The 26,941-nt window shown below is 39.3% G+C and carries 20 protein-coding genes; 13 read left to right on the forward strand and 7 right to left on the reverse strand.

The features are described 5' to 3' along the window. Positions 1-22: 22 nt before the first annotated feature. Positions 23-391 (reverse strand): winged helix-turn-helix transcriptional regulator, encoded by a 369-nt coding sequence (locus ACFQZ9_RS11095; RefSeq protein WP_198313030.1) that lies wholly within the window; start codon positions 389-391, stop codon positions 23-25. Positions 392-576: 185 nt separating this feature from the next. Here ACFQZ9_RS11095 and ACFQZ9_RS11100 point away from each other — a divergent pair, with 185 nt between their 5' ends. The 6 genes from ACFQZ9_RS11100 to deoD all read left to right on the forward strand — a co-directional run bounded on the left by ACFQZ9_RS11100 (position 577) and on the right by deoD (position 9,722). Next, positions 577-1,782 (forward strand): MFS transporter, encoded by a 1,206-nt coding sequence (locus tag ACFQZ9_RS11100; RefSeq protein ID WP_498943817.1) that lies wholly within the window; start codon positions 577-579, stop codon positions 1,780-1,782. Between the two features lie 15 nt (positions 1,783-1,797). Continuing rightward, complete coding sequence (locus ACFQZ9_RS11105) at positions 1,798-2,637, forward strand: aldo/keto reductase (protein ID WP_498943818.1); 840 nt, start codon at positions 1,798-1,800, stop codon at positions 2,635-2,637. Between the two features lie 154 nt (positions 2,638-2,791). Then, positions 2,792-6,202 carry a S8 family peptidase gene (locus tag ACFQZ9_RS11110; protein WP_498943819.1) on the forward strand — a complete coding sequence of 1,137 codons (3,411 nt, stop codon included), beginning with the start codon at positions 2,792-2,794 and terminating at the stop codon, positions 6,200-6,202. Positions 6,203-6,492: 290 nt separating this feature from the next. Further along, a complete protein-coding gene (locus tag ACFQZ9_RS11115) occupies positions 6,493-7,674 on the forward strand; it encodes a NupC/NupG family nucleoside CNT transporter (protein ID WP_198313034.1) in 1,182 nt (393 codons plus the stop codon). Between the two features lie 142 nt (positions 7,675-7,816). Then, positions 7,817-8,995, forward strand: coding sequence for an MFS transporter (locus ACFQZ9_RS11120; RefSeq protein ID WP_498943820.1), 1,179 nt, complete (start codon positions 7,817-7,819; stop codon positions 8,993-8,995). A gap of 28 nt (positions 8,996-9,023) precedes the next feature. Then, a complete protein-coding gene (gene deoD, locus ACFQZ9_RS11125) occupies positions 9,024-9,722 on the forward strand; it encodes a purine-nucleoside phosphorylase (RefSeq protein ID WP_498943821.1) in 699 nt (232 codons plus the stop codon). 32 nt (positions 9,723-9,754) lie between these two features. Here deoD and ACFQZ9_RS11130 read toward each other — a convergent pair whose 3' ends face one another. Continuing rightward, positions 9,755-10,513, reverse strand: a complete 759-nt coding sequence (locus ACFQZ9_RS11130; protein ID WP_198313037.1) for a TrmB family transcriptional regulator — start codon at positions 10,511-10,513, stop codon at positions 9,755-9,757. A 201-nt stretch (positions 10,514-10,714) separates the two neighbouring features. Here ACFQZ9_RS11130 and ACFQZ9_RS11135 point away from each other — a divergent pair, with 201 nt between their 5' ends. After that, positions 10,715-12,040: a S8 family peptidase gene (locus ACFQZ9_RS11135; RefSeq protein ID WP_498943822.1), complete on the forward strand. Its 1,326-nt coding sequence runs from the start codon at positions 10,715-10,717 to the stop codon at positions 12,038-12,040. 11 nt (positions 12,041-12,051) lie between these two features. Here the strand turns inward: ACFQZ9_RS11135 and ACFQZ9_RS11140 are convergent, their stop codons facing one another. The 3 genes from ACFQZ9_RS11140 to bacA all read right to left on the reverse strand — a co-directional run bounded on the left by ACFQZ9_RS11140 (position 12,052) and on the right by bacA (position 15,285). After that, positions 12,052-13,203 (reverse strand): glycosyltransferase family protein, encoded by a 1,152-nt coding sequence (locus ACFQZ9_RS11140; protein ID WP_498943823.1) that lies wholly within the window; start codon positions 13,201-13,203, stop codon positions 12,052-12,054. A 112-nt stretch (positions 13,204-13,315) separates the two neighbouring features. After that, on the reverse strand, positions 13,316-14,302 hold the full coding sequence (locus ACFQZ9_RS11145; RefSeq protein WP_498943824.1) for a metal-dependent hydrolase: 987 nt from the start codon (positions 14,300-14,302) through the stop codon (positions 13,316-13,318). A gap of 185 nt (positions 14,303-14,487) precedes the next feature. Then, positions 14,488-15,285 carry an undecaprenyl-diphosphate phosphatase gene (bacA, locus tag ACFQZ9_RS11150; protein WP_498943825.1) on the reverse strand — a complete coding sequence of 266 codons (798 nt, stop codon included), beginning with the start codon at positions 15,283-15,285 and terminating at the stop codon, positions 14,488-14,490. Positions 15,286-15,505: 220 nt separating this feature from the next. On the opposite strand from bacA, the gene ACFQZ9_RS11155 reads away from it, so the two are divergent. The 6 genes from ACFQZ9_RS11155 (at position 15,506) to ACFQZ9_RS11180 (ending at position 24,438) form a co-directional block, all read left to right on the forward strand. Then, on the forward strand, positions 15,506-17,047 hold the full coding sequence (locus ACFQZ9_RS11155; protein WP_498943826.1) for a GNAT family N-acetyltransferase: 1,542 nt from the start codon (positions 15,506-15,508) through the stop codon (positions 17,045-17,047). Positions 17,048-17,237: 190 nt separating this feature from the next. Next, positions 17,238-18,971 (forward strand): sigma 54-interacting transcriptional regulator, encoded by a 1,734-nt coding sequence (locus tag ACFQZ9_RS11160; RefSeq protein ID WP_498943827.1) that lies wholly within the window; start codon positions 17,238-17,240, stop codon positions 18,969-18,971. A gap of 341 nt (positions 18,972-19,312) precedes the next feature. After that, positions 19,313-20,665 (forward strand): APC family permease, encoded by a 1,353-nt coding sequence (locus tag ACFQZ9_RS11165; RefSeq protein WP_498943828.1) that lies wholly within the window; start codon positions 19,313-19,315, stop codon positions 20,663-20,665. Positions 20,666-20,728: 63 nt separating this feature from the next. Further along, a complete protein-coding gene (locus ACFQZ9_RS11170; RefSeq protein WP_498943829.1) occupies positions 20,729-21,517 on the forward strand; it encodes a carbon-nitrogen hydrolase family protein in 789 nt (262 codons plus the stop codon). Positions 21,518-21,656: 139 nt separating this feature from the next. Then, positions 21,657-23,000, forward strand: coding sequence for a 4-aminobutyrate--2-oxoglutarate transaminase (gabT, locus tag ACFQZ9_RS11175; protein WP_198313046.1), 1,344 nt, complete (start codon positions 21,657-21,659; stop codon positions 22,998-23,000). A 19-nt stretch (positions 23,001-23,019) separates the two neighbouring features. Continuing rightward, positions 23,020-24,438 (forward strand): aldehyde dehydrogenase family protein, encoded by a 1,419-nt coding sequence (locus ACFQZ9_RS11180; protein WP_498943830.1) that lies wholly within the window; start codon positions 23,020-23,022, stop codon positions 24,436-24,438. A 45-nt stretch (positions 24,439-24,483) separates the two neighbouring features. Here the strand turns inward: ACFQZ9_RS11180 and ACFQZ9_RS11185 are convergent, their stop codons facing one another. Both ACFQZ9_RS11185 and ACFQZ9_RS11190 read right to left on the reverse strand, forming a co-directional pair. After that, complete coding sequence (locus ACFQZ9_RS11185; RefSeq protein WP_498943831.1) at positions 24,484-25,836, reverse strand: LTA synthase family protein; 1,353 nt, start codon at positions 25,834-25,836, stop codon at positions 24,484-24,486. Between the two features lie 37 nt (positions 25,837-25,873). Beyond that, positions 25,874-26,452, reverse strand: coding sequence for a hypothetical protein (locus ACFQZ9_RS11190; RefSeq protein ID WP_498943832.1), 579 nt, complete (start codon positions 26,450-26,452; stop codon positions 25,874-25,876). Positions 26,453-26,941 lie beyond the last annotated feature (489 nt).

Raw genomic sequence — 26,941 nt, forward strand, 5'->3', positions numbered from 1 at the left:
ATGTCCTTCTTTTTGTCTACCTTTACTTCAACTGATCATTTAATACGTTTTCTTCTAAGACTGCAAATTTATCCCCGTATACCTTGGTAATATGTTTTTCTCCCCATGCACAAAGAGAGTCTAAAATGCCCTTTAAACTCCATCCATATTCACTAAGCTCATACTCTACTTTCGGCGGGACTTGGTTATGGACAATCCGTTTTACAACCCCGTCTTCTTCCAATTCTCGTAATTGCTGAGTCAGCATTTTTTGCGTAATGTTGGGCATGAGGCGTTTTAATTCACTGGTTCTTTTTTTTCCATGGGTAAGATGGCAAAGAATCACACATTTCCATTTTCCGCCGATTACTTCGAGCGTAGCTTCAACTGAAATATTATATTTCTTCTGTATTTTTCTCCCCTTCTCAATAGGTACAAAAAAGTACCTATATAACTTTTTAGTTCCTATATCACTTTAAAGTACGTACTTCCATTTGTGTTAACTATATCCCATAATAACATTTGCCGGCTGACCAAAACCACACATTTTATATATAGTTTGCCAGAAACAACTAAAAACAATAAGGAGGAGAAAAAATGGGTTTAGATAAAAAAAGAAGTACATTGGCGCTGCTCGCCTTAGCAGTCAGTGCGTTTGCGATTGGCACAACTGAGTTTATCAGTGTCGGATTATTGCCGTTGATCGCTAAGGATTTAAAAATATCGGTTACAACTGCAGGTTTAACTGTTTCTCTATATGCATTGGGGGTTACTTTTGGAGCACCGATTCTAACCTCGCTGACAGCGAGAATGTCGAGAAAATCATTATTACTATGGATCATGGTTATTTTTATCATCGGCAATAGTATTGCCGCCAGTGCAACAATGGTGTGGGTTTTGCTGTTGGCACGTGTTGTATCTGCATTTTCTCATGGAGTTTTTATGTCCATCGGCTCCACCATCGCAGCGAACTTAGTACCGGAAAATCGCAGGGCAAGTGCAATTTCGATTATGTTTACAGGACTCACTGTAGCTACGGTCACAGGTGTTCCGTTCGGAACCTTTATTGGCCAGCAATTTGGCTGGAGATTTGCCTTTATAGCAATCGTCGCAGTTGGTGTGATAGCGTTTTTTGCAAACAGTCTATTAATACCAGCTGATTTGCCAAAAGGAATCAAGACCAGATTCCGAGACCAGTTGAAGCTTGTTACCAATGGCCGGTTATTACTTTTATTCATTATTACCGCTTTAGGGTATGGAGGTACGTTTGTTGTCTTTACCTATCTATCGTCATTACTTCAGGAAATTACAGGATTTAAACAAGGATCTGTTGCGGTGATTTTACTTGTCTATGGACTTGCGATTGCAATTGGCAATGTAATTGGTGGAAAAGCAGCTAACCGAAAGCCAATTTCAGCTTTATTCTATATGTTTATACTGCAAGCTATTGTGCTTTTTGTTTTGACCTTTACAGCACCATTTAAGGCAGCCGGCTTAATAACGATTATTTTTATGGGGGTATTGGCTTTCATGAACGTTCCCGGATTACAAGTGTATGTCGTGATGCTGGCTGAACGTTATGTACCAAGTGCAGTAGACGTCGCTTCCGCAATTAATATTGCTGCCTTTAATGCGGGAATTGCGATTGGGTCCTATCTTGGCGGAGTGGTCACCGATTCAATTGGACTGATTCATACTGCATGGGTTGGAGCACTGATGGTTTTAGGTGCGGTTATTTTAACAGGCTGGAGTCGCGCTTTAGAACAGAAGGATGAAAAAAGAGTTTTACAAAAAATTTCTTAAAATAAGGAGATAACTATGAAAAACCTTCAAGATCGAACTATATTAAATAACGGTGTAAAAATGCCTTGGCTTGGAATTGGTGTATTTAAAGTAGAAGAGGGCCCCGAGCTTGTTAACGCTATTAGAACTGCGATTAAACATGGTTATCGCAGTGTGGATACAGCGGCGATTTACGGAAATGAAGAGGGGGTTGGACAGGGTATCCGTGAAGGGTTACAAGAGGCTGGAATTTCAAGGGAAGAATTATTTGTAACCTCAAAGGTTTGGAATTCTGACTTAGGCTATGAATCCACTCTAGCAGCCTATGAAACAAGCCTTCAGAAATTAGGTTTAGAGTACTTGGATTTATATCTTATTCACTGGCCTGTGGAGGGGAAATATAAAGAAGCTTGGAGAGCATTAGAAACCCTTTATAAAGAGGGACGGGTCAAAGCAATAGGTGTGAGTAATTTCCAAATCCACCATCTTGAGGATTTAATGAAGGATGCGGAAATTAAACCGGTGATTAATCAGGTAGAGTATCACCCTCGACTAACCCAAAAAGCACTTCAGGAATTTTGTCGGGAGCATGATATACAGCTCGAGGCCTGGTCTCCACTGATGCAAGGAGAATTACTTGATAACCCTGTTCTGAAAGAAATAGCTTCAAAGTATCAAAAATCGGCTGCTCAAATTATTTTGCGCTGGGACCTGCAAAACGGGGTTGTAACGATTCCAAAATCTACGAAAGAGCATCGTATCGTCGAGAACGCCTCGGTCTTTGATTTTAAGTTGACCAAAGATGAGATGGATCAGATTGATCAGTTGAATCAGAATCATCGTGTTGGACCAGACCCAGATCATATTGATTTTTAACAAAACCATGGAGATATCAGGGGTTGAGACCTGATGTCTCTTTTTTTGCCCCCATTTTGTCGAAAAACAGAGGAAATTTACGGAAAACTAAACTCTTTCATTATTGGAAACATATGGTATGATATTGCTAGTTTCATAGAAAAGAGGGGTATCCATGAAGTCGGTTTGGCGAAAATTAAGTGCCATCGGAATTGGCGCAACACTGATGACATCCACGCTATTGACCACCACCGTCGAGGTATCGGCAGCAAGCAAGTTTGGAACATCTAAAGCATTGATTCAACAGAAAACAAAGTCACTAAAGGAAAAGCTCGAGGAAAACAAGACTCCATTATTTAGCGAAGATACGCTCATCATCAAGTATAAGCAGCCGCTTTTGCTCGGTGAAGTAAAAGGAGCAAATAAAGATTATATTATCGTTCAAAATGTGGAAAAGCTGGGATACATGGTGGTCAAGCTTCTAAAAAAAGACTCCCTTCAAAAAGTAACCCAGGCCTTTCAAAAGAACAGTAAGGTTCTTTCTATGGAAAGAAGTGTGCTATATAAACCATTTTCCGTTCCATCAGATCCAAAAACAAAGGATGAATACTATCTATCCATGTTAAAGATCCCCGAAGCCCAAAAACTGAAAGGGAAAAATAAAATAACTGTTGCTGTCATTGATACAGGGATTGATGGAAATCATCCGGAACTAAAGGGAAAAGTGCTTCCAGCCGTAAATGAAATCAATCCAATGAATCATGGAGCCCCTGATCAGCATGGTACCCATGTGACAGGTATTATTGCTGCAGCAAAAGGAAATGGCATTGGCGGTTATGGAATCAACCCAAATGTGAAAATCCTGCCCATTGATGTTTTTGACCGTGATGGTTTTATAACGGACTATACGATTGCCCAAGCAGTTCTATACGCAGCGAATCACGGTGCAAAGGTAATTAATATGAGTCTTGGTTCGCCCATTCCGTCATCCATTTTAGGAGATGCGGTTAAAACCGCGATTCAAAAAGGAGTAACCGTTGTCGCCGCTTCAGGAAATGATGGGACTTCCGCTCCGAATTATCCTGCCAGCTACGAAGGAGTCATTGGAGTTGGTTCGATCAATAAATCGAAGCACTTAAGTTATTTCTCGTCCTACGGTCCTTCGATGGACATCGTGGCACCAGGGGAGGATATTTATGCGCCGTTTTATGATTATGAGAAAAAATCAACCTTTCAAACTCTGAGCGGAACCTCCATGGCGTCACCAATGGTGGCGGGGGCAGCCTCCTTGCTTTTATCCAAGTATCCTAAATTAAAACCGGCACAGGTTGAATATATTCTTGAGCATACAACCAATGATTTGGGAGCGAAAGGGTACGATGTGAAATATGGAAAGGGCCTCGTTAATCCTGTCGCAGCCTTAAAGTATGATATTAAGAATCTACCTTCTTTTGTAAATACAACCTGGACGAAAAAAGAAATTTTGCAAAATGCAACCGCACTTTCAGTGAAAAAGACAAAGTCAGTAACAGGATCTTTAACGAAACCACGGCAGCAAAAGTGGTATCAGTTCCCTGTTCAAAAAGGTGAGTATATCCAAACAGTGCTTGCGGGGGCAAAACAATATGATTATAAAATGACCCTTCGCGTTTATGGAGAGGACCAGAGCCTTTCAATGGATGTAAACAAGGTACAAGCGGGAAAAACGGAAGGGAAACTAATTCAGGTTCCTTTTTCCGGAATGATGGCAATTGGTGTCAGTGATATCAATGGAAATTATGATGATTCCTCTGCGAAACAGTCGACCTATCATCTTTCCATTAAACGCTCTGCTGTACTGCCGGTTGACGAGTCTACAGCGGATGCGCCAATTGCGGTAACATCACTGCCGTATACATCCGCACCGCAAAAGCTAATGGGGGAAAATGGGGATGATGATTACTTTTACCTTAAGACCAAGAATGAGAATGCTGCAAAAGTAGTGCTCTCGGGAATTCCAGGGATTGATACGAATATTCAAGTCTATAGTCTGTCTGTTGTGGATGAAGAAACGGGAAAAAATGATGAAAACGCCGTGGAGGATAATACCCCGCTTGATCAGCTCCCGCCAATTGCTGCGGCAGATAGTAAAGGACTGGGTGATGGAGAAACGTTGACATTTCCTGCTCAGCCAAATACAGAATATTTAGTCAAGGTTTCGAGTAAACCAATGCTGGATTTTGCAGATGAAAAAGGGATGGTTCTTGTCGACAAGTCGAGTGAGGAAGCGCAGGCATCCCTTGAACCCTACACCGTTAAATTTCAAGGCAAGGTGATTCCGCCGGATGAAGATAAAAGTGGTAATACAAATCCGGATGGATCTCTATCTGATTATTATCAATCGATTTTGGATGGCGCCGTTTCTTCGCCTGCCGGTAAAACACTTGTCGGCTATTTGCAAACGCCGGATGATGAGGATTGGTATGAGATTAAGCCATCTAAAACGGGAATTTATCAATATAGTCTGCCTAAGGGATTAGGAGTGAAACCGTATATTGAAATTGTCCATGTTATGAATGGCAAGGATGAAAATGGCAAGGATGTTGTTGATTTTAATTTAGTTGGAACCAATATGAATGATGCGAATTGGGTATCAGGGGAATTAAGTGATACCATTTTTGCCGGTTTGAAAAAGAATGAAACATATTTGATTCATTTAATGGGGAATCCAATGACAGGGGGAGGTATTTCCCTTGATCCGTATCAATTGTCCTCTAAGTTAATTATTTCAAATACTGGAGATAAATATGAGGATAATGATACAATTCCAAAAAATTTGCCGTCCTCAACCATCCATGGAAATTTTGCTTCGCCAAATGATGTGGACATGTTTTATTTAAAAGGGAAGAAATCAAGTATTTACAGTCTGTTATTTGAGTGCGGAAAGCCTAGTGCGGCCATGCTGAAAAAATATCCAAAAGAGCTTTTCTCACAAATTTATGGAGCTGCGATTGTTTACAAGGATGTCAATAAGAACCGAAAAATCGATGGGGCAGATGCAGAAATGGCCAGTGTGATAGCAAAAGGGCTGTTCGAGGGTGCGTCTAATAATTACGGTTCCTTTAAAGTGGAAAAGGGCAGCAACTATATCGTTATGATTATTGGGTTTACAGCCAGTTCTTCACAAGTATCTTTAGTACCGTATAATTTATCAATTGCTCCTGTTCCGACAAAGGACGAAGATGCAAAATCGAAAGTGAAGAATAATATACCATCCAAGCCGCTTGTCTTGAAAAAGAAAAGCTCCCATACGCTGATGGCTACTGGCAATTTAAACAGCGGAGTAGGGTATGGCGATGAAGACTGGTATGTGTTGAATGTAAAAGACAAATGGAACGGATATATTTCGGTTTCGGGCGGCCCTGAGATTGATGGGGTCATCTCCCTTTATCATAAGGGCAAAAGAGTAGCCTTCGCAGATTATTATGCACAAGGGCAATCTGAAGTCATGCGCGTCCATCTCAAAACAGGAAAATATTATATTAAAGTTAAGGACGTAAATGGCAACGCAACAATCAAGCCATATACAATCAAAGTGACAAAATAACCAAGTAAAAAGTAAGGCGGTTAGCTGAGTACACAGTGCATGTGCTCAACTAACCGCCTTTTTTATTTCATACGGTGCCTGTCACCGTTCGTGGACAAATGCGGTGTTTTTGTACGCCTGTGGTGGACAGTGGTGCAAAGGAATAAATGTTGGGGGTTTTATGGGGCATATTAAAGATAAAAAGTTCTTGCACAAAATTCTAAAAATAGTTACTATGATTGTAGTAACCAAAACAAACGTTTGTAAGCGTCTACAAGAGGCTGCCGTTTGATATCATCTGGGGGTAATGTATGAAATATGTCATTTCAATTATTGGTCTTCTTTTTGTATTCGGTTTAGCATTATTAGCTAGCAAAGATCGGAAAAGGGTAAGGGTTAAACCGATTATCATCATGGTGGTCATTCAAATTCTTTTATCCTGGATCCTCTTGAATACCGAAATAGGTTTAATCATTATTAAAGCGATCTCTACTGTTTTCAGTAAATTACTGGAATACGCAAATGAAGGGGTAAGCTTCGTGTTTGGCGGACTGGCGAATAAAGGAGAGGCACCATTCTTTTTAAATGTGCTGCTGCCAATTGTATTTATTTCTGTCTTAATCGGTATTTTCCAATATCTTAAAATCCTTCCTCTGATAATGAAAGGAATTGGACTTGTTCTTAGTAAGGTCAATGGGATGGGGAAATTGGAATCGTATAATGCAGTGGCATCGATGATGGTCGGACAGTCCGAAGTATTTATTACGGTTAAAAAACAGCTTGGACAGCTGCCGGAGCATCGCTTGTATACACTATGTGCATCCGCGATGTCTACCGTTTCGATGTCGATTGTCGGAGCCTATATGAATATGCTTCAGCCGAAATTTGTTGTAACGGCTCTTATCCTTAACCTATTTGGCGGTTTTATCGTTACATCCATCATTAACCCTTATAGGGTGGAACCAAGTGAAGATATTTTGGTGATCCATGAAGAAGCGAAACAATCCTTCTTTGAAATGCTTGGGGAGTATATCCTCGATGGATTTAAGGTGGCCATTATTGTAGGTGCCATGTTGATTGGCTTTGTTGCCTTAATGGCTGCGATTAATCATTTATTTCAATTATTGTTCTCGATTTCCTTTCAGCAGCTTCTAGGATATATTTTTGCGCCTGTGGCCTTTATTATGGGAATCACCCCATCTGAAACCGTTCGTGCCGGTGGAATTATGGCGACTAAACTTGTAACGAATGAATTTGTAGCGATGATGGATTTATCGAAAGCAGTAAAAAGTTTTGACCAGCGGACAGTTGGAATTCTTTCTGTATTTTTAGTATCCTTTGCGAACTTTGCGTCAATCGGAATTATTGCCGGAGCCGTTAAAGGCTTAAATGAAAAACAAGGAAATGTCGTGGCCCGCTTCGGTTTAAAACTTCTTTACGGAGCGACACTTGTCAGCGTTCTGTCTGGTGTAATTGTGAGCTTTGTCTTATAAAAGTTAAACCTAGTGATTTCACTAGGTTTATTTTATTGTAAAAAAACCTCTTGCCATAAAAGGTTATTAAGGGTTACTATAGTGGTAGTAACCAATTGGAAAACGTTCAAAATAACCACCAATTGAAGGGAGGAGTCACCACATGAATTTTAGAATCTATCTTTTAGCAATTGTTTCATTTGTGGTCGGAATGGCTGAGCTGATTGTCGGTGGGATTCTTGACATCGTATCAGATGGCCTTGGCATTTCAATTAGTATCGCGGGAGAACTTATCACGGTATATTCGCTTGTTTTTGCGATCGCCTCACCGGTCCTTTTAACGGTAACCGCGAAAATTGAAAGAAAGCGACTGTTGCTTTGGACATTGCTGATCTTCTTATGCGGGAATATGATCGCCTTCATCAGCCCTAATTTTATTGTTTTATTTCTTTCAAGAATTATCTCTGCTGCAAGTGGATCACTATTAGTGGTTCTTTCCGTAACCATTGCTTCAAGTATTGTAAAAGAAGAGTATCGTGCGCGGGCAATTGGAGTCATCTTTATGGGAATCAGCGGATCCCTCGTATTAGGGGTGCCGATTGGACTTGTGATTGGGAATCATTTCGGCTGGCGCTCGCCATTTCTGTTTATCGCCGTGCTAACGCTAATTTCAATGGCCGGGGTATATGCCTTCTTAAATAAAATCGAGCCAAAACCAATGATTTCACTAAAACAGCAACTTCAAACCTTAAAAAATTCTAAGACTTTATCAGCACAGTTAACATCGGTTTTATTTTTAACGGGGCATTTAACCCTTTATGCGTATCTAACCCCATTTTTAAAAACAACCTTACATTTAGATGCAACATGGGTCAGTATTTTTTACTTTATTTTTGGGATTTCAGCAGTGTTTGGAGGCGGCTTTGGAGGCTGGCTGGCCGACAAATGGGGTTCAAAGAAAAGTATTTTAACCATCGTAACAGTGTTTGCCGTCGCCCTGTTTGTCCTGCCAAATGTCACCTTTTCAAGTACGCTTTTTGTCATCGTGATGATGGTTTGGAGTGCTTTAAGCTGGGCTATTACACCGGCACAGCAAAATTATTTAATTGAAACGGCACCGGAAACATCGGATATCCAGCAAAGCTTGAATAACTCAGCCTTGCATATTGGGATTGCACTAGGCTCTGTAATTGGTGGAATGGTCATCAATCAGTATTCGGTTCAAGCGAATGCATCGGTGGGCGGGGTATTTATAATCTTTGCTTTACTATGTGCTATTTTTTCCATCACAAGAAAACCAACTGAAAATAGACAAGAGGAGGTGAGCATGATGATGGAGTAGGGGATATCCTCTCCAGCATCATGGTCGAATGAGTGTTCATATCAATGCAAAACAAGGGGAAATTGCAGAAAATATTTTATTACCAGGAGATCCTTTGCGTGCCAAGTATATCGCGGAGACTTTTTTGGAAGATGTGACTTGTTATAATGAAGTGCGCGGCATGCTTGGGTTTACAGGTACGTATAAAGGAAAAAGAGTATCTGTACAAGGAACAGGGATGGGGATTCCATCAATCTCTATCTATGTGAATGAATTAATCCGTGAATATGGAGTGAAAAACTTAATTCGTGTTGGTTCCTGCGGGGCAATCCAGAAGGATCTAAAGGTCCGGGATGTGGTTCTTGCGATGACCTCTTCAACTGATTCGAATACCAACCGCATGGCTTTTCCAGGAATTGATTATGCACCGTGTGCCAACTTTAATTTACTGCAGAATGCTTATCAAGCAGGCACGCAAAAGGGTATGGAAATAAAGGTTGGAAATGTCTTGTCAGCGGATGTATTCTACCGTGACAGTATGGATATTGTGAAAAAGCTGGCAGATTACGGCGTGCTCGCAGTGGAAATGGAAACGACTGCATTATATACGCTGGCAGCAAAATATGGCGTGAACGCCCTATCGATTTTAACCGTCAGTGATCATATTTTCACAGGGGAAGAAACGACAGCCGAAGAACGTCAAACCACGTTTAATGATATGGTGATCATGGCGCTTGAGGCATTATAAAATAAAGGCAGCGGGATTATCCCGCTGCCATTTTAATATCTTAACCTCATTAATAGGTTTTTGATTTCCTCATCCTGCATTAATGTATCTTCAAATCTTTTCGTGATTTTTGCTAAGGCTAAATCATGGTAGAAAAAGTCAGCGAAAAATTTTACAAAGGGTGGTGATTTTGTGATCATTGCCTGCCATGCACCGTTTTCCACACCGGCGAACAAAATTTCCTCTTCATCCGTTATGATTAAGCGGCTATTCTCTAACATTTGATGCTCTTCATTCGGAGACAAAATCGTGAGCGAGGATAGCGCAGCTTCCACACTCCCGACAACAAGTGCCTCTACTTTCACACCCGCTTGTTCTTTTTCAAGTAAAACAGGCAGAAAATCTTGAAAGTCTTCTTTCCAAAGAGAAATTTGAATGGTTTTCTTTGCATCTAAAAGAAGCTGTTTACATTTTAATTGAATCGAGGAATCGACCTTTAGACTCCACACCCGGTCATCGGTTATTTGTCTTTTGGATGAATTTTGTTTCAAATCATCGATATTTGCTTGGAATTGCTTTGTCAGCATTTCAATAACAAGATTCAACGGCAGCGCAGAATAGAGCTTTTTCTTTTCTGAAACAGAATCCAGCACCAGCCCTTTTTCAATCATTCGCGTTAACACTTCATATACTTTTGCTTTTGGAACCCCGGAGTATTTTACAATTTGTGTCGCATCCAGCGGTTCATTATTGGAAGAAAGGATCTCATATACCTTGCTCTCGTACTGTGAAAAACCAAACTTTTGCAGCATCATTCTGACCTCTTTTTTAGAAAGTTCATCTATATAGTCCTAATCATAGTAGAATACAGAATTTTTGTAAAATCAATCCGAAGCAGCTGTAATCATTAATCTATTAAATAATAGCCCTTTTTTTAAAAAAAGTAGACTACTACCGCTACTATATTTTCTTCTTTTCATAGTATATAAAAAAGTATGAAAGGGAGAATGCGAATGTTTGGTTATTCAATGGTTCAAATGGTACGAGCCCATGCGGATAAGCTGGAACGGCCATTGCGAGAAGAAATCTTGAATCTTTATAAACCATTCAAATGGACACCATGTTTTTTGCATAATATGTTTGAGGGCTTTATTAAAACGGGAAGGAAATTTTCTGTTATTATCGAATTTAAAAAAGGCTGTTATGAAACTGGCTGCAATGAAGTAAAAGAAATCATGAACAGCCATGTAAAAAATAGAATGAAACGGGATTTTCCAAGGGTATCCTGTTGCAGTGCCGATGTAACACCTAATGGACTAGAAGCGATTCTTTCCAACTGTGGTCATATTCAGAAAGTCTATTTAAATAGAGAGGTGAAAGCCTTACTTGATGTAGCTGTCCCTTCAGCCAGTGCGAAAAATGTTGTAAGAAATAACCAAGTTTTAACTGGCAAAGGCGTCACCATTGCTGTCGTAGATACAGGTATCTATCCGCACCAGGATTTAGGAGGAAGAATTATCAATTTTAAGGATTTTATTAATGATCGAACTGACCCTTATGATGATAATGGCCATGGGACACACTGTGCCGGAGATGCCGCTGGGAATGGGCTAGCCTCCGGATTTCGCTATGCAGGTCCAGCCCCGGAAGCAAACCTGATTGGAGTAAAGGTTCTAGATAAATTAGGTTCGGGCTCTTTAGAAACCGTCATGGACGGCGTGCAGTGGTGCATTGATTACAATGAGACGAATCCTCCTATTAAAATTGATATTATTAGTATGTCATTGGGTAGTACAGCACAGCAGTTTGCAAGTGAAAATGATGATCCAATGGTTAAAATGGTTGAGGAAGCGTGGGCTTCAGGAATCGTTGTCTGTGTAGCCGCGGGGAATGAAGGTCCGGATGCAAAAACAATCGCAAGTCCTGGTATTAGTGACCAAGTCATCACAGTCGGGGCATTAGATGACCGTAATACGGCTGAAACGAGAAGTGATGATGATGTGGCCAGCTTTTCGAGCAGAGGACCGACCATCTATGGCGGAACCAAGCCGGACATCCTTGCACCAGGTGTAAACATTATTTCCTTACGTTCCCCTAATTCTTATTTGGACAAGCTGCAAAAATCAAGTAGAGTGGATACTGATTATTTTGTTTTATCCGGAACTTCTATGGCAACACCGATTTGCGCCGGTATTGCTGCATTAGTCAAGCAGCAAAATCCAAGCATGACACCGGACGAGGTAAAATCCGCGCTAAAAAATGGGGCTGACCTATGGAGAGATCGAGATGACAATATTTACGGAACGGGTTATATTAACGCAAATAATTCGATTCAATAAAGAGGCGATTACTAAAGTAATCGCCTCTTTTGGGCTAGTATTTTCTCTTCATAATAAGGATCTGCAGATTCTACTATAAATCGGAAGATATCTTCTGCAGCATTTGAATTGATAAATTCCTGCTGGCATTTCTTCATTATCTTTAGTTTTTCACCGTTATTTTCAAGCAATGTGTTGATGGTATGTTTAATATCATGCGGATTTTTACATACCACTCCTAAATTTAATTTTTCAACAAAAGCAGGATTATCTTCCTCTTGACCTGGTAAGGCCCCTGTGATGATAAGAGGAGTTGTAGTAGCAATCGCCTCAAACATGACATTAGGACTGCCTCTAGTAAAAATGATATCAGAAGCTAACATTAGTTCTTGAATATTTTTGACAAAACCGTAAATCTCCACTTTCACGCCATATTGACTTTTAAGCAATTTTTCTAGCTTAATTCTTTGTTTTTCATTTCTTCCAGCTACAATTTTTACGGAGCAATCAAAATGATTAAGCAAGGTTTCAGCGATCTTTTTCATATTTCCAACGCCTTCACCGCCGCTCATGATTAGGCATGTGAAGGGTTGTTCATTTTTATAATGAACTTTTTTTATTTTATTTTTATTGAAAAATCTAGAACGGACTGGAAATCCTAAAACTTTTATTTTCTCATCTGGAATACCATATTCTAAACACCTGTGTCGAGCTTCAAACGTGGGGCTGATAATAAAATCTGCCCGCTGGTCAGCCCATAGAGGATAAATATTTACAAGATCTGCAATAAGCGTAATAAAGGGTATTTTGAGATGCTGTTTTTCTAAGATGTTTAAAATTGAACCATTAAAATTAGGATGTACAGATAAAATCATATCAGGTTTTACTTCATCCAATAGTTTTTGAAGGTTATCTCTAATAAGGACTTCTAAAAAATCATTAAGGTACGAAGGATGAATAGCTGATAATTTCCATAAAAACTTCCATAAATTTTCTGAACGTCTTGTAAGGGGCCCATACAATTTGCCTATATTCAGTAGAAATGGTCCACCGAGTGAAAAGCCATCTACAACATGAATTTTAACGTTAGGATGAAATTCAGTTTTTTCACATAAAGACTCTGTTATGCTTTTATGACCTTGACCGGTATAATCGGAAGAAATAATAAGTACAGTTTTCCCCATGTTATCAGCCTCTCATAATGACCTAGTAAAACGATAACAAAATATGAATAATTCCATATTTGAATAATGTAAAAACCATGTTAAGTTTTAACAAACCTAGTAAAGGAATTTACTAATTTGAATCGATGCGTTTTAATTCTCTAAGCACTTTTTTGTATTGTTTTAAGGAATGTAATTTCCCTATAAAATTTTTTTTGCTTTTGAGGTCAGAGGAAATGAACGTGATCGCAAGAGAAGGAAAAAATTTATTTGTGCGAAATCTTATATCCTTCCAATAAACATAAAATCCCTTTTTTCTTTTCTTAACAAAAGGATAGGCAAAGTGTGTACTTGATAGAAAGTCTAAAACGGAAGGGTCATTTCTACTTTCTTCAACTAATTCTGGAAGGTCTATTTTTTTAGAGAGAGTGTGGTCAATAAAAAGATCATTCTTAAAGTAAACTCCAAATAATAAATCTTCCTTTGTCTCAATGATAATGTCCCATTTAAACATAGTCATTCTTGGAATTAATTTTAAACGAACTGCATTTTGAAAATGATTTTGTAAGTGTCTCTTTATTAAAAGGGAGGAAAGTGCTCGAATAACAAGGTATATGAGTATGAGAATATAAATAATTAGAAAGGTTCTCCCGGCCATATAGAAGGGGAGTAAGCTGATTCCAAGAACATGAAGGATTAGAATATAAGGATCGACCAACGGGATGGAATCAAAGGCAATCCATTTACGAGAAAAGGGCAATAAAACCTGTGTACCGTGCACATTAAATAAATCCAAAAAAACATGTACCAATACGGCTATAAATGTCCAAAAATACAGGTGGAGAAATGAAGGGTTTTGGAAAAAAAGGTAGATAGTGCTTGAGACAACAATACTCCATATAGGAATAGCAGGAAGTGAATGAGAAAAGCCTCGATGATTTCGGAAATAACTGCCTTTTCCCTTTAAACGACAAATAAAGTCAAAATCAGGTGCATTTGAACCAATGATGGTCCCTGCGATGACAGCATTGGATAGGATCGGTTGATTTGCGATTGCCGGGTCGACTTGAGCTAGAGCACCTAATCCTATACCGATGATTACGTGAGAAAATGTGTCCATTTGACCACTCTCCAAATAATAAAGTTATTTTTATTATATTGAAGAAATTGGGATTTCAAGATTAATCAACTATTAAAAGAATGTAAAAAGATTGTAAAAGCCAGTAATAAACGGGATCCATTATCCCTTTCGTTACTGGCTCTTTGGTTTATTTTGGACCAATAGATTTCTTATCTTTAGTGATATTAAAGAATAACAAATACCGTAAATAGAATAGCCAATGCAATTCGATAATAAGCAAACACGGTTAGACCGATTTTTTGAATTAATTTAAGGAACACGACAGCGACAACCATCGCTACAACAAAAGCCGTAATAAACCCGATCGCAAACATGGGGATGTCGCTTGTATGAAGAAAATCCAAACTCTTAATTAAGTCTAATCCGGTTGCACCCACCATAATGGGGAGAGCGACTAAAAAGGAAAATTCGGCGGCCGTTCGATGATTTGCTCCAACTAAAAGTCCTCCTGAAATGGTAGACCCCGCCCGAGAAAAACCAGGGATAACTGCTAAGCATTGAAAAAGTCCTATGGCTAAAGCTTGTTTGTATGTCAATTCATCAACTGTATTAGAGGTGAATTTTCCATGCTTTTTTTCTGCGAATAACATTAAAATAGCACCGGCAATCAGACTATAAACTACAACCTTTGGTGAAAATAGCTGAGTTTTAATAAAGTCATGCAGTACCAAACCGGCAATTGCGGCAGGGATAACTCCTAATATGATGTGGACAGCATCTAATTTCTTAACTGGTTTTCCAATCGTACTGAAATTTAATAGAGATAAATATCTTTTCCAATACAGTACTAAAATCGCAAGCATGGACCCAAGTTGGATCACTACTTCAAAAGTATTGGCCTTTTGGCCTTTAAATCCTAATAAGTTCCCTACTAAAATTAAATGCCCGGTGGAGGATACAGGCAAATATTCTGTTAAACCTTCTACGATTCCTAAAATAAAAGCGATGAGATTCTCATGCATTTTTCTTAATCCCTTCATTAGTCAATTTGTATAAGGAAGTATAGTCTCATCTATATTTTTATTTCAACCCTAATTACAAGAAAATTACATAATCTTAATATTCCATTTAGTTTGGGCCTTTTTTACTCAAAAATCGATTAATGGAAGAAACACGTTAGTTTTTAGAAATAGAGGGAATTATATAATCAATTACCAATCATGAAAACCAGGAAGTGAAATTATGTCAGAGACAGATATATCGAAATATGAAAAGAAAATCATTATCCGGAATATACGTGTTGAAGATATTGATGCCATTATCGCCTTGGGGAGAGTTTGCTTCCCTAACATGGAGCCGTGGACTAGGGCGCAATTACACAGCCATATTCGAATTTTTCCCGAGGGCCAGTTTTGTGTGGAATATGAGGACAAGATTGTTGGTTCTTGTTCCAGTTTAATTGTTAATTTTGATGAATATGATGACCAGCATACATGGGATGTCATCACGGACAACGGGTATATTACCAATCATGACTCAGATGGATTTAATTTATATGGGATCGAAGTGATGGTTGACCCTGAATACCGCCGGATGAAGTTAGGACATCGCCTTTATGAGGCACGTAAAGACCTTGCTGTTCGGCTAAATCTGAAAAGTATTATTATTGGCGGAAGGATTCCGAATTACCACAAATATAAGGAGGAAATGACTGCCCGAGATTATGTTGCAGCTGTTGAGAAGCACAGTATCTATGACCCGGTGCTGTCCTTCCAGCTCCTTCAAGGATTTACAATTAAACGGATTAACACAAGGTATCTGCCGGATGATAAAGCATCAGATTCCGTGGCAACCTTGATGGAATGGAATAATGTTGATTATCGTCCAAAGTCCAAACGAATCTATCGTACAGCGTTTCCCATTCGAATTTGTGCCGTGCAGTATATGATGAAGAAAATTGACTCCTTTCAGGATTTTAGCCGGCAAGTCGAGTATTATGTGGATGTCGCCGCTGACTTCGGATCGGATTTTGTTGTATTTCCAGAGATTTTTACCACTCAATTAATGTCCTTTCTCGAAGAAAAACGACCCGATCAGGCAGTAAGAAGACTTGCCACCTATACCGATCAATACATTGAATTGTTTACACAACTCGCTGTACGCTATAACATCAATATTGTCGGTGGATCACATTTTGTAGAAGAGAATGGGGAGTTGTACAATGTTGGTTTCCTATTCCGCCGCGATGGTACGATTGAGAGACAGTCCAAACTTCATGCGGCACCGGATGAGCGCAAATGGTGGGGAATATCAGAAGGAAAGGATATCAATGTGTTTGACACTGATTGCGGAAAAATAGCCATCCAAATTTCTTACGATGTAGAGTTCCCGGAGCTTGCAAGGATTGCCGTGGATAAAGGAGCAAACATAATTTTTGTGCCTTTTTGTACGGAGGATCGCCAGGCCTACCTCCGCATTCGTTGTTGTGCACAGGCACGGGCAATTGAGAATCAAGTATATACATGTATTGCGGGAACTGTAGGTAATTTAACCCATGTAGAAAATATGGATATTCAGTATGCCCAGTCAGGAATATACTCACCTTCTGATTTCGAGTTTGCCAGGGACGGGATAGTAGGTGAATGTGATGCCAATATCGATACGGTGGTGGTTGGAGACGTTGACCTTGAAAAGTTACGGCGCTCTCGAAATTCTGGATCCTTAAGACAATTGAGGGACCGCAGACATGACTTATATCGAGTGGAATGGGAAAATTTAAGCTAATAAGCTGCTCCCAGTGTTGGGGCAGCTATTTTTTATAAACTTGATGTCGAAAAAGCTACACCGAAGGGGATTAGGTCCTTTTCCGACTGATGCATGCGCTTACTCTTTTCGTATAACCGTGGTATCATATGAATAGTAAAAAAGTTATTGCAACATTTTGATTTTAGCAGCGGGAAAGGAAGAAATTCACTTGAATTATAATAAAGACTTTGCCGTAATCAATGTCTCAACAAATGTAAGGGAAGCCTTGGATACGATGATTCAAGCTAGTATCCGGTTATTAGTTATAGAATCAGAAGGGAAGCCTGTCGGAGTCTGTGATAGCTTTCACCTATTAATGCAAAAAAACCAGCCTGAACAAAAAGTGGTTTTTCATACGGATTTTATCCTAACAACCAGCAAGAATATCTTTTCCCTTGCCGATGACGATTTCTCCTATGCCCTCATTGAGGATGATACTGCGGAAATAATCGGTTGGACGGATCAGAAGTCAGTGGAAATTGATCATCTAAAACAAGCATATTCGAAAGACCTAGGAGCCATAACGACCGATTTGGAGGCAATTGTCGATTCGATATATGATGAAGTTTTAGTTGTTGACAGTCTTGGAAAAATTATTCGGGTTTCCAATCGAAGCACCCACCAATTATGGGGAGTAGACCCTGAAACGGTTATTGGTCAAAATATTTTAGAACTTGAAGAAAAGGGATGGTTTAAGCCTTCTGTTACAAGAAAAGTATTGGAGGAAAAAAAGAAAGTTTCAATTGTCCAGCATAACCGCTTTGGCAGGAAAATACTGGCTGTTGGGAATCCGGTTTTTAATCAAAAAAATGAATTAGAACGAATTGTCATTGCTTCCCGTGATATTACAGCCGTTAAAAAATTAGAGGAAGAACTTGAAGAGGCGAAAACATTAAAAGAAAAATATCGCAAAGAGGTAGATATCTTAAAGAAAGTCCAGCATGGAAATGAGAAGAAGATTATCTATCAATCTGAACAAATTAAAAATTTAATGTTTGAGGTCGAACGGGTGGCCCGAGTTGAATCAACGGTTACCTTATATGGAGAATCAGGGGTAGGGAAAGAGCTGTTTGCTCAAGCCATCCATCAGCTGAGCCCAAGGGCGGAAAATCCATTTATTCGCATTAATTGCGGGTCCATCCCTGAAAATTTATTAGAGAGCGAGCTATTTGGCTATGAAAAAGGTGCCTTTACCGGCGCCCTAAGCAATGGAAAAAAGGGCTTGTTCGAATTAGCCAATGAAGGAACTCTTTTTTTAGATGAGATTGGTGAGTTACCGCTTAATTTACAGGTAAAGCTTTTAAGGGCGATACAAGAACGCGAGATTATGAAAATTGGCGGCAGCAAAGCAATCCCGATTAATATTCGAATTATTACGGCAACCAATAAAAATTTGGAGGAAATGGTTGCGAAGGGAACCTTCCGTGAGGATTTATTTTATCGAATTCATGTTATTCCGTTATTTATTCCACCATTAAGGGAAAGAATCGCAGATATTGAACCTATTGTTTATCATTTTCTTGAATATTATAATGAAAGATTTTCGTCGAAGAAATATTTTTCAGAGGATGCAATGGAAGTGTTAAAAACATATAAGTGGCCTGGGAATATCCGGCAACTGCAAAACGTAACAGAACGGGCCATGGTGGTTACGGCGGAGCAAATGATTACTGCCAATGACCTTGTGAAAATATTGGATAATCGTCAGAAAAACCAACATCCAGTGGAAGTACATACCATTATCCCCCTTCAGCATGCAGTCCAGGATACGGAAAGACAGCTGCTTCAATTAGCTTTATTGAAATATAAGACGCTAACAAAAGTGGCAGAAGTTTTAGAGGTGAGTCAACCGACTATCAGCAGACTTTATAATAAACTGAAGAACAGTCTTCAGGTTCGTTAAAAAATAGTACAATTGTTTTTCTAATATAGCTAAACGAGCAGTTCATTCATTTTTGAATAATTCTCATTCAAAAATGAATGAACTGTCGTTTTATATCTATAAACATAGTTGATATGTCGATATTTAAAGGATTGGCACGAAATATGCATAATAGAATAATAGGGATGATTTAAAGTATAAGGGCAGAGGGAAAGTTGTACTGCAAAAATAAGTGAGGGAGGAAGCAAGCCACGGCTATAATTTTCAGACTATTCCAACTAGGTGGACTAGTCAAATTGATAGCGTTTACAGCGAATGAACGTTATCTTATAAGTTTTACGACAACTTAAGGGGGAACATATATGGAAAATCACGAGGTATCGTTTGAACGATCACTTACATTAACACATCTAGTTTTATTTGGACTTGCCTATTTAGCACCGATGATTGTCTTTGGAATCTATGGAACTGTTGCGGAAGTAACCCATGGACTAGAGGCAAGCGCTTATCTTGTCGCCTTAATTGCAATGTTCTTTACTGCCTTCAGCTATACGCAAATGGTTAAAGCCTATCCGGTTGCCGGATCTGCCTATACCTATACAAGGAAATCTCTTAATTCACACCTCGGATTTATGGTCGGCTGGGCTACTCTGCTTGATTATGTCTTCATTCCAATGGCCATCTGGCTAATAGGAAGTGCATATTTAAATGCGGCATTTCCATCTGTACCATCATGGTTATGGATCCTCTTATTTATAATTGTTACAACTGCAATCAATATTCTTGGAATTAAATTAAGTACCAAGATCAACTTCCTTATGATGGTATTTCAATTTTTAGTTATTGCACTATTTATTATTTTAAGTATTAAAAGCGTATTAGGCGGTGGCGGTGCCGGCACACTTCTTTCCGTAAGCCCGTTCGTGAATACTCATGTTTCGTTTTCAGTTGTTCTGGCTGGAGCATCGATTGCCTGTTACTCATTTTTAGGATTTGATGCTATTTCAACCTTTACCGAAGAAACAAGAAATCCTGAAAAAACCATCCCGAGAGCCATCATTTTGACAACTGTTATCGGTGGATTGATTTTTGTTGTTTCTACCTATTTCACTCATTTAGCTCACCCGGATTTTACACATTTCAAAGCGGTAGATTCTGCCGGGTTTGAAATTGCCAAGCAAATAGGCGGGAACTTATTTAGTGCTATTTTCTTAGCGGGGATTATTATCGCCCAGTTTGCTTCAGGAATTTCCGCTCAAGCAAGTGCATCAAGATTGTTGTATGCAATGGGCCGTGATTCCGTACTTCCGAAAAAAATCTTTGGCTATCTTCATCCAAAGTTTAAAACACCTGTACTGAATATTCTTGTTGTCGCTGTGATTGGGTTATTGTCATTAAAGCTAAGTGTCTCAACATCCACTTCCTTTATAAACTTTGGTGCGTTTGTTGCCTTTATTTTAGTAAACGTTTCCGTTATTGCTCACTTTTATATAAAAGGTGGCAAACGGACAGGAAAGGATAAGATTTTCTTTTTATTATTTCCTGCCATAGGATGCTGCTTCGATATTTGGCTGTTTGTAAATCTTGATAAAAATGCACTAATCTTAGGCGGGACTTGGGCTGTAATCGGGTTTGTCTATTTACTTGTTCTTACAAAAATGTTTAAAAGGCAGCCGCCAGAAATGCGTTTTGAGGAAATGGATGAGGCTGTATAAAGCTGAAAATAAGGGAAGGGCTTGGATAAAGCCCCTCTTTTATCGCTAATGGGAGGCGTATAAGTGGAAAAAATCTATAGAATTGCACTCGCACAGCTGGCTGTAGCGGATGGAAATAAAGAAGAAAATTTAATAAAAATGGAATCTGCCATTAAGAATGCGTGGAAGGAATCGGCAGATCTCTTGATTTTACCCGAATTAAACCTGACCGGCTTAGTATCGAAGGACCAATTGACAGGAATAGCAGAGCGGCGCGAAGGGGAGAGCTTTAACCGGATTCAGCGCATGCTGGCTGATTACCCTGTATCTGTACTGTATTCTTTTCCGGAGTATGTCTCTGATGAGGAAATCTATATTACCTCCTGCATGGTAGGGAAAGATGGCGAGGCATTGGCTTATTATCGTAAAACACATCTCTTTACTGAAGAAAATGAACTATTCAGCAAGGGGAATGAGCTTTTAGCCTTGAGTCAAGACGGCCTTTCATTGGGGTTTCTCACCTGCTATGATATTGAATTTCCTGAGCCGGCAAGGGCACTTGCATTACAAGGGGTAAATCTCTTAATCGTGAATTCGGCCAATATGGCACCATATGAATATATCCATCGTTTATTTATTCAGGCGAGAGCACTCGAAAATCAAATCTTTGTGGTTTACTGTAATCGCATCGGGGCAAATTCAAAATATGAGTATCATGGACAAAGTGCAGTCATTGGGCCGGATGGAAAAATCATTACGGAAATTGCTGACGATGTTGAATCGGTGCAAATCATTGATCTTTCTTTCGAGAATTTTAAAAAATCAAGCGCTGTTTTCGACTATTTATCTGACCGGAGAAGAGAACTCTATTAATCCATTTAATTATGAATAGCGAATATTCATTTTTGAATGATATTTCTCTGTGATTGATTGTAAAATGGGGATTTATCACTTGGCACACTTCTTGCATTATAGATTAGTAGTTGAATAAATTGATAAAGGGGTTAATAACATGAGTACAACAACTAAAACAATTGAACTAAAAACATCTATTCCAGGGCCAAAAGCACAAGCCCTTTTAGAAAGAAGAGCAAATAATGTACCGGTTGGAGTATCGAATAATGTGCCATCCTTTGCAGCAAAAGGGAATGGAGCAATTTTAGAAGATGTGGACGGAAATGTTTATATTGATTTAGCTGGAGCGATTGGTACACAAAATACAGGTCATTGCCCGCCAAAAGTGGTTGAAGCATTAACGGAGCAAATTCAAAAGTATCTTCACCCAGGCTTTAACGTGATGATGTACGAACCATATATTGAACTTGCCGAAAAGTTAAATGAAATTACACCAGGTTCACATGCGAAAAAGACTTTTTTCCTAAATAGCGGTGCAGAAGCAGTTGAAAATGCAGTGAAAATCGCACGTAAATATACAGGCAGAAAGGCCATTCTTTCTTTTGACCGTGCTTTCCACGGCAGAACACTACTAGCAATGTCATTAACAAGTAAAGTGAAACCTTACAAATTTGGTTTTGGTCCATTTGCACCGGATACGTATAAAGTGCGCTACCCTTATTATTATCGTGCACCATTCGGTGTAAGCCAGGAAGAGCTTGATGCAAATCTATTACATCAACTTGAGGACTTTTTCAAATCTGAAGTTCCTGCAGAAGAAATTGCAGCGATTATTATGGAACCAGTTCAAGGTGAAGGCGGATTTATTGTTCCTTCCAAGACCTTTGTGCAAGGTGTGAAACGGATTTGTGAACAACATGGCATTCTATTTATTGCAGATGAAATTCAAACCGGTTTTGGACGTACAGGGAAAATGTTTGCGATTGAACACTTTGATGTCGTTCCAGACCTCATGACTATGTCAAAATCAATCGCTGCCGGGCTGCCACTTAGTGCTGTAACAGGCCGTGCTGAAATTATGGATGCCGCTGCACCGGGAGAAATTGGCGGTACGTATGGCGGAAGTCCGCTTGGATGTGTAGCCGGTTTAAAGGTGATTGAAACAATTGAAGAAGATCAGCTGCTTGATCGTGCAAATGTAATTGGCGAAAAAATCATCTCTCGTTTCAACAGTTTAAAAGAAACATATGATGTAATTGGCGATGTCCGCGGCCTAGGTGCAATGTGTGCGGTTGAACTTGTAAAAGATCCGCAAACAAAAGAGCCTGACAAGGACTTAACGAACAAGCTTGTTGCAGAATGTCAAAAGCAAGGTGTGATTGTACTAAGTGCTGGATTATACGGCAATGTACTGCGCTTCCTTTCTCCGCTTGTCATTACTGATGATCAGTTAGATGAGGCGCTTGATACAATTGAATCCATATTTAAAAAATTGGTTTAAAAGAATAGGAGTGTTCTAGATGAAAAAGCATCTTTTAATAGATGGACAATGGAAGGAAACGAAAGAGTACCGTCCATTATACAGTCCTTACAATAATGAACTGCTGGCGGAAATTGCCTATGCTGATGCACAGGATGTAGATGATGCGATTGCAGCTGCTGAGAAGGCAAGACCTGTTATGGCAAAAATGCCGGCACATCAACGTGCATCGATTTTAGAAAAATTAGTCGAGCTTTTAACGAAAAATGAAGAAGAGTGTACTCGTTTGCTCGCGCTTGAAGCGGCAAAGCCTTGGACGACAGCAAAGGCTGAGGTAGCGCGGACAATCATGACCTATAAATTTGCAGCCGAAGAAGCAAGACGTATTCATGGGGAAACGATTCCTTTGGATGCAGCCCCAGGTGGAGAAGGTCGGATTACGTTTACGTTAAGGGAGCCAGTCGGTGTAGTAGCAGCGATTACTCCATTTAATTTTCCAATGAATTTAGTGGCTCATAAAGTCGGACCAGCGATTGCGGCGGGGAATACAGTCGTATTGAAACCGGCATCACAAACACCGTTAACTTCCATTTTCTTAGCGGAACTGCTTCAGGAAGCGGGCTTACCTGATGGCGCCATCAATGTAGTAACGGGCAGCGGAAGTGTTGTCGGCGACCGATTAATCCAGGATGACCGTGTAAAAGTCATTACCTTTACAGGCAGCCCTGCGGTAGGAATTGGTCTCCGCAATAAAGCCGGATTGAAGAAGGTAACACTTGAACTTGGCTCCAACTCAGCGCTAATTGTTGATAAAGGTGTCGACATTGATTCGATTATCCCAAGAACCGTTACTGGTGCCTTCTCCTTTGCAGGCCAGGTTTGTATTTCATTGCAGAGGGTTTATGTCCATGAGGACCTTTATGAGGGGTTTGTCGAAAAATTCGTTGCCCAAACGAAGACGTTGAAACTCGGCAGCCCACTTGATCCGGAAACAGATGTTTCTGCTGTTATCAGTCCGAAAGATGCGGAAAGAGCACTATCGTGGATTGAGGAAGCAAGGCAGTCCGGCGCTATTGTTGCTGCGGGAGGCGGACGTGAAGGAAATATCGTGGAGCCAACCGTTCTATTAAATGTTGATCCGAAACAAAAGGTATCCTGCCAAGAGGTATTTGCACCAATTGTCTTGATTAACAAAGTGGCTTCCGTTGAAGAAGCTATTGCCTATGTGAATGATTCAAGATATGGACTTCAAGCGGGAATTTACACAAATGATATCTTTAAAGCACTTCATGCAGCCGAAGAACTAGAAGTAGGCGGCGTCATGATCAACGACATCCCAACCTTCCGCGTCGACCACATGCCATACGGCGGCGTAAAAGAAAGCGGAATCGGACGCGAAGGCCTAAAGTACGCCATTGAAGAAATGACCGAAATGAAATTAATCAGCATTAAAAAATAGAGTTTGAATTGGACAAATTTCGGGTGGTGCCACCACCCGAATTTTTTATTTTTGTTGGTTAAGTTGTTTAATCCCGTCTTGTTGGATAAGGAGATCAGATATTTCAAGCTCTTGATTTACTTCTTTGAGGTTTTTTTCGCAGGCACTAAAGTCAATCTTTTCATTTGTTTTTAATGAATAACATGAACCGGAATTGGACAGTTCTTCATTTGGAGCTATGTATAGATAATCATCGTTCATAAAACTGCCAACCCGTTGAACGGCTTGCCCTTTTTCCTTGTTAAGTAAATTTCCCCCAAGCATATAAAGAGGGTCCTTGTTAATCCCAAGAAGATGCAAAAGGGTCGGGGCAAAATCAATTTGGGAACCCGTTTTTGCTACCACACTTCCTTTTTGTTGAGGAACGTGGATAAGAAGTGAGATACCCTCCGTAAATTTATATTGTACCACTGGATTGAAGTCCGGACTTTTTGACTCTAAGAACTTCTTCATATCCCCATTTTCCGTCATTAAGGCGTTGTCGTGATCACCATAGAAAACAACAACTGAAGACTCCCATAGACCTTCCTTTTTCAATTGATCCACAAAAGTACCAACAGCCTCGTCAACAAAGTGAACGCCGTTAAGGTAATTCTGAAATATTTTCTCAGTGTAACCCGCTGTATTTATCTTTTTATACTTTTCGGGTATTACATATGGATGATGATTGGTTAAGGCTATCATCGTCGCTTGAAAAGGTTTCTTTAACTCCTTCATTTTTTCAACACTTTGTAAAAAGAAATCCTTATCATTGACCGCCCAACCAACTACTTCACCAGTAAAATTCTTTTCGGTATAGAGATGATTGAAACCAAAATGATTATAAACGGTATTTCGATTCCAAAATCCTCCCTTATAGGGATGAAACGCAGCGGTATCATAACCGTTTGACCTTAAGATTCCCGGTAAGGCATCATACGTATTTAACGGATGTTTCATGTAAACAGAACCTATCAATAACGGATGAAGGGAGGTGTTCATAAGAAATTCAGCATCTGAGGTTCTTCCTTGCCAGGAAACATCATAAATGTTTGGGAACCAAAACATCTCATTTTTTAACTTATTAAGATGCGGGGCAATCTCTTGCCCATTAATACTCCTATCAATTGCAAAGGATTGCATCGACTCTAATTGAACAATGATAACATTTTTTCCTTTTGCGATTCCTTTTAAGGGAGTCGAGAAAGAGCGACTCTCCGATTTTGTCTTCAGCAAATCGTTAATATTCTTTTCTTCTTCCTTTGAAAATTTCTTTTTACTCAAGATGGACTCAGCATATACTTTTATATCATAACCATGGTAGCCTAACAGACCCAGCACTCCATAAACCCGCTCATTTGAAAAACGCTTTTCAAACAAATAGCCTCCACCGCTAGTAATCCATTTGTTAATAGGATTAATAGGTAAAGTATATACCTAACGAAAACAGTGAAATTCCAACGACAAGACCAGTTTTGGAAAGGGATTTTTCCTTTTTTCTATAGATGAGAGGGATTAGAACTAAAAACGGAATTAGAAGAATGCTATCTGCGAATAAAAGTAATTCTTCCTTCGAGAATAGCTCCTCGATACTTTCGGTTAAACTGCTAACCTGCCCGATTTGATTTAAAAGTGTTACGGAAGTAAGGTCATCGAAATAACGAAAATAGATTAAATCACAAAAAACGAGAAAACTGAGAAGGGTAGAAGTGAACCATAGGGTATACAACCGTGCTTTTGGTCGTAAAAAAAGGATCCAAGAAAATACTAATAACACACACCCAGCAGTGACCATCAATAGTCCCCGGCTTAAATCATCAAAAGTCCCATTCCCTTTTAAAAACCCATATACTCCCTGCCAATAAAGCCTAGGATCATTCATTGGATAAAACCATTTTCCGTTAATCTCCGAGAACCACTGCATCTTATAAATAAAAAACAATACTACAAAAAGGAAAAGGATATACGTTAAAAAGTCGATTAATTTATTTTTCATTTTTCTCACCATAAATAATGTTTCCAATCTTTGATAAAAAAGCCACTATCGATAATAAAATAATAAATAACCTATGTGCTTGTTCCGCTTAAACTAGTAGCTTGAGCTGATTAGTTGAACTCTATTAGCAGGCAGTATAAGAGGAATAATTATTATTCCGATATTAAATCTAAAAAATATATTGACGAATAGGTTTTATTGTTATATTCTAATTAAGTCGCTTCGGAAGTGAGTGAAACAAAAATTATTCAAAAATAACTTTTTGTTGACTTGCCTCAAACGAAATGATATAATAAATCTTGTCGCTTCGAGGAGCGGTAAAGAAAATTTGTTCTTTGAAAACTAAACAAACAAAAACGTCAACAAACAATAATTATCGTGTTTCTTCTATTAATATAGAGAACACAAGCCAACGTAACAAATGAGCTATATCAACTTTCTTGGAGAGTTTGATCCTGGCTCAGGACGAACGCTGGCGGCGTGCCTAAT

This window comes from Neobacillus sp. GCM10027624 (assembly GCF_042675345.1).
GTDB lineage: Bacteria > Bacillota > Bacilli > Bacillales > Cytobacillaceae > Neobacillus > Neobacillus cucumis_D.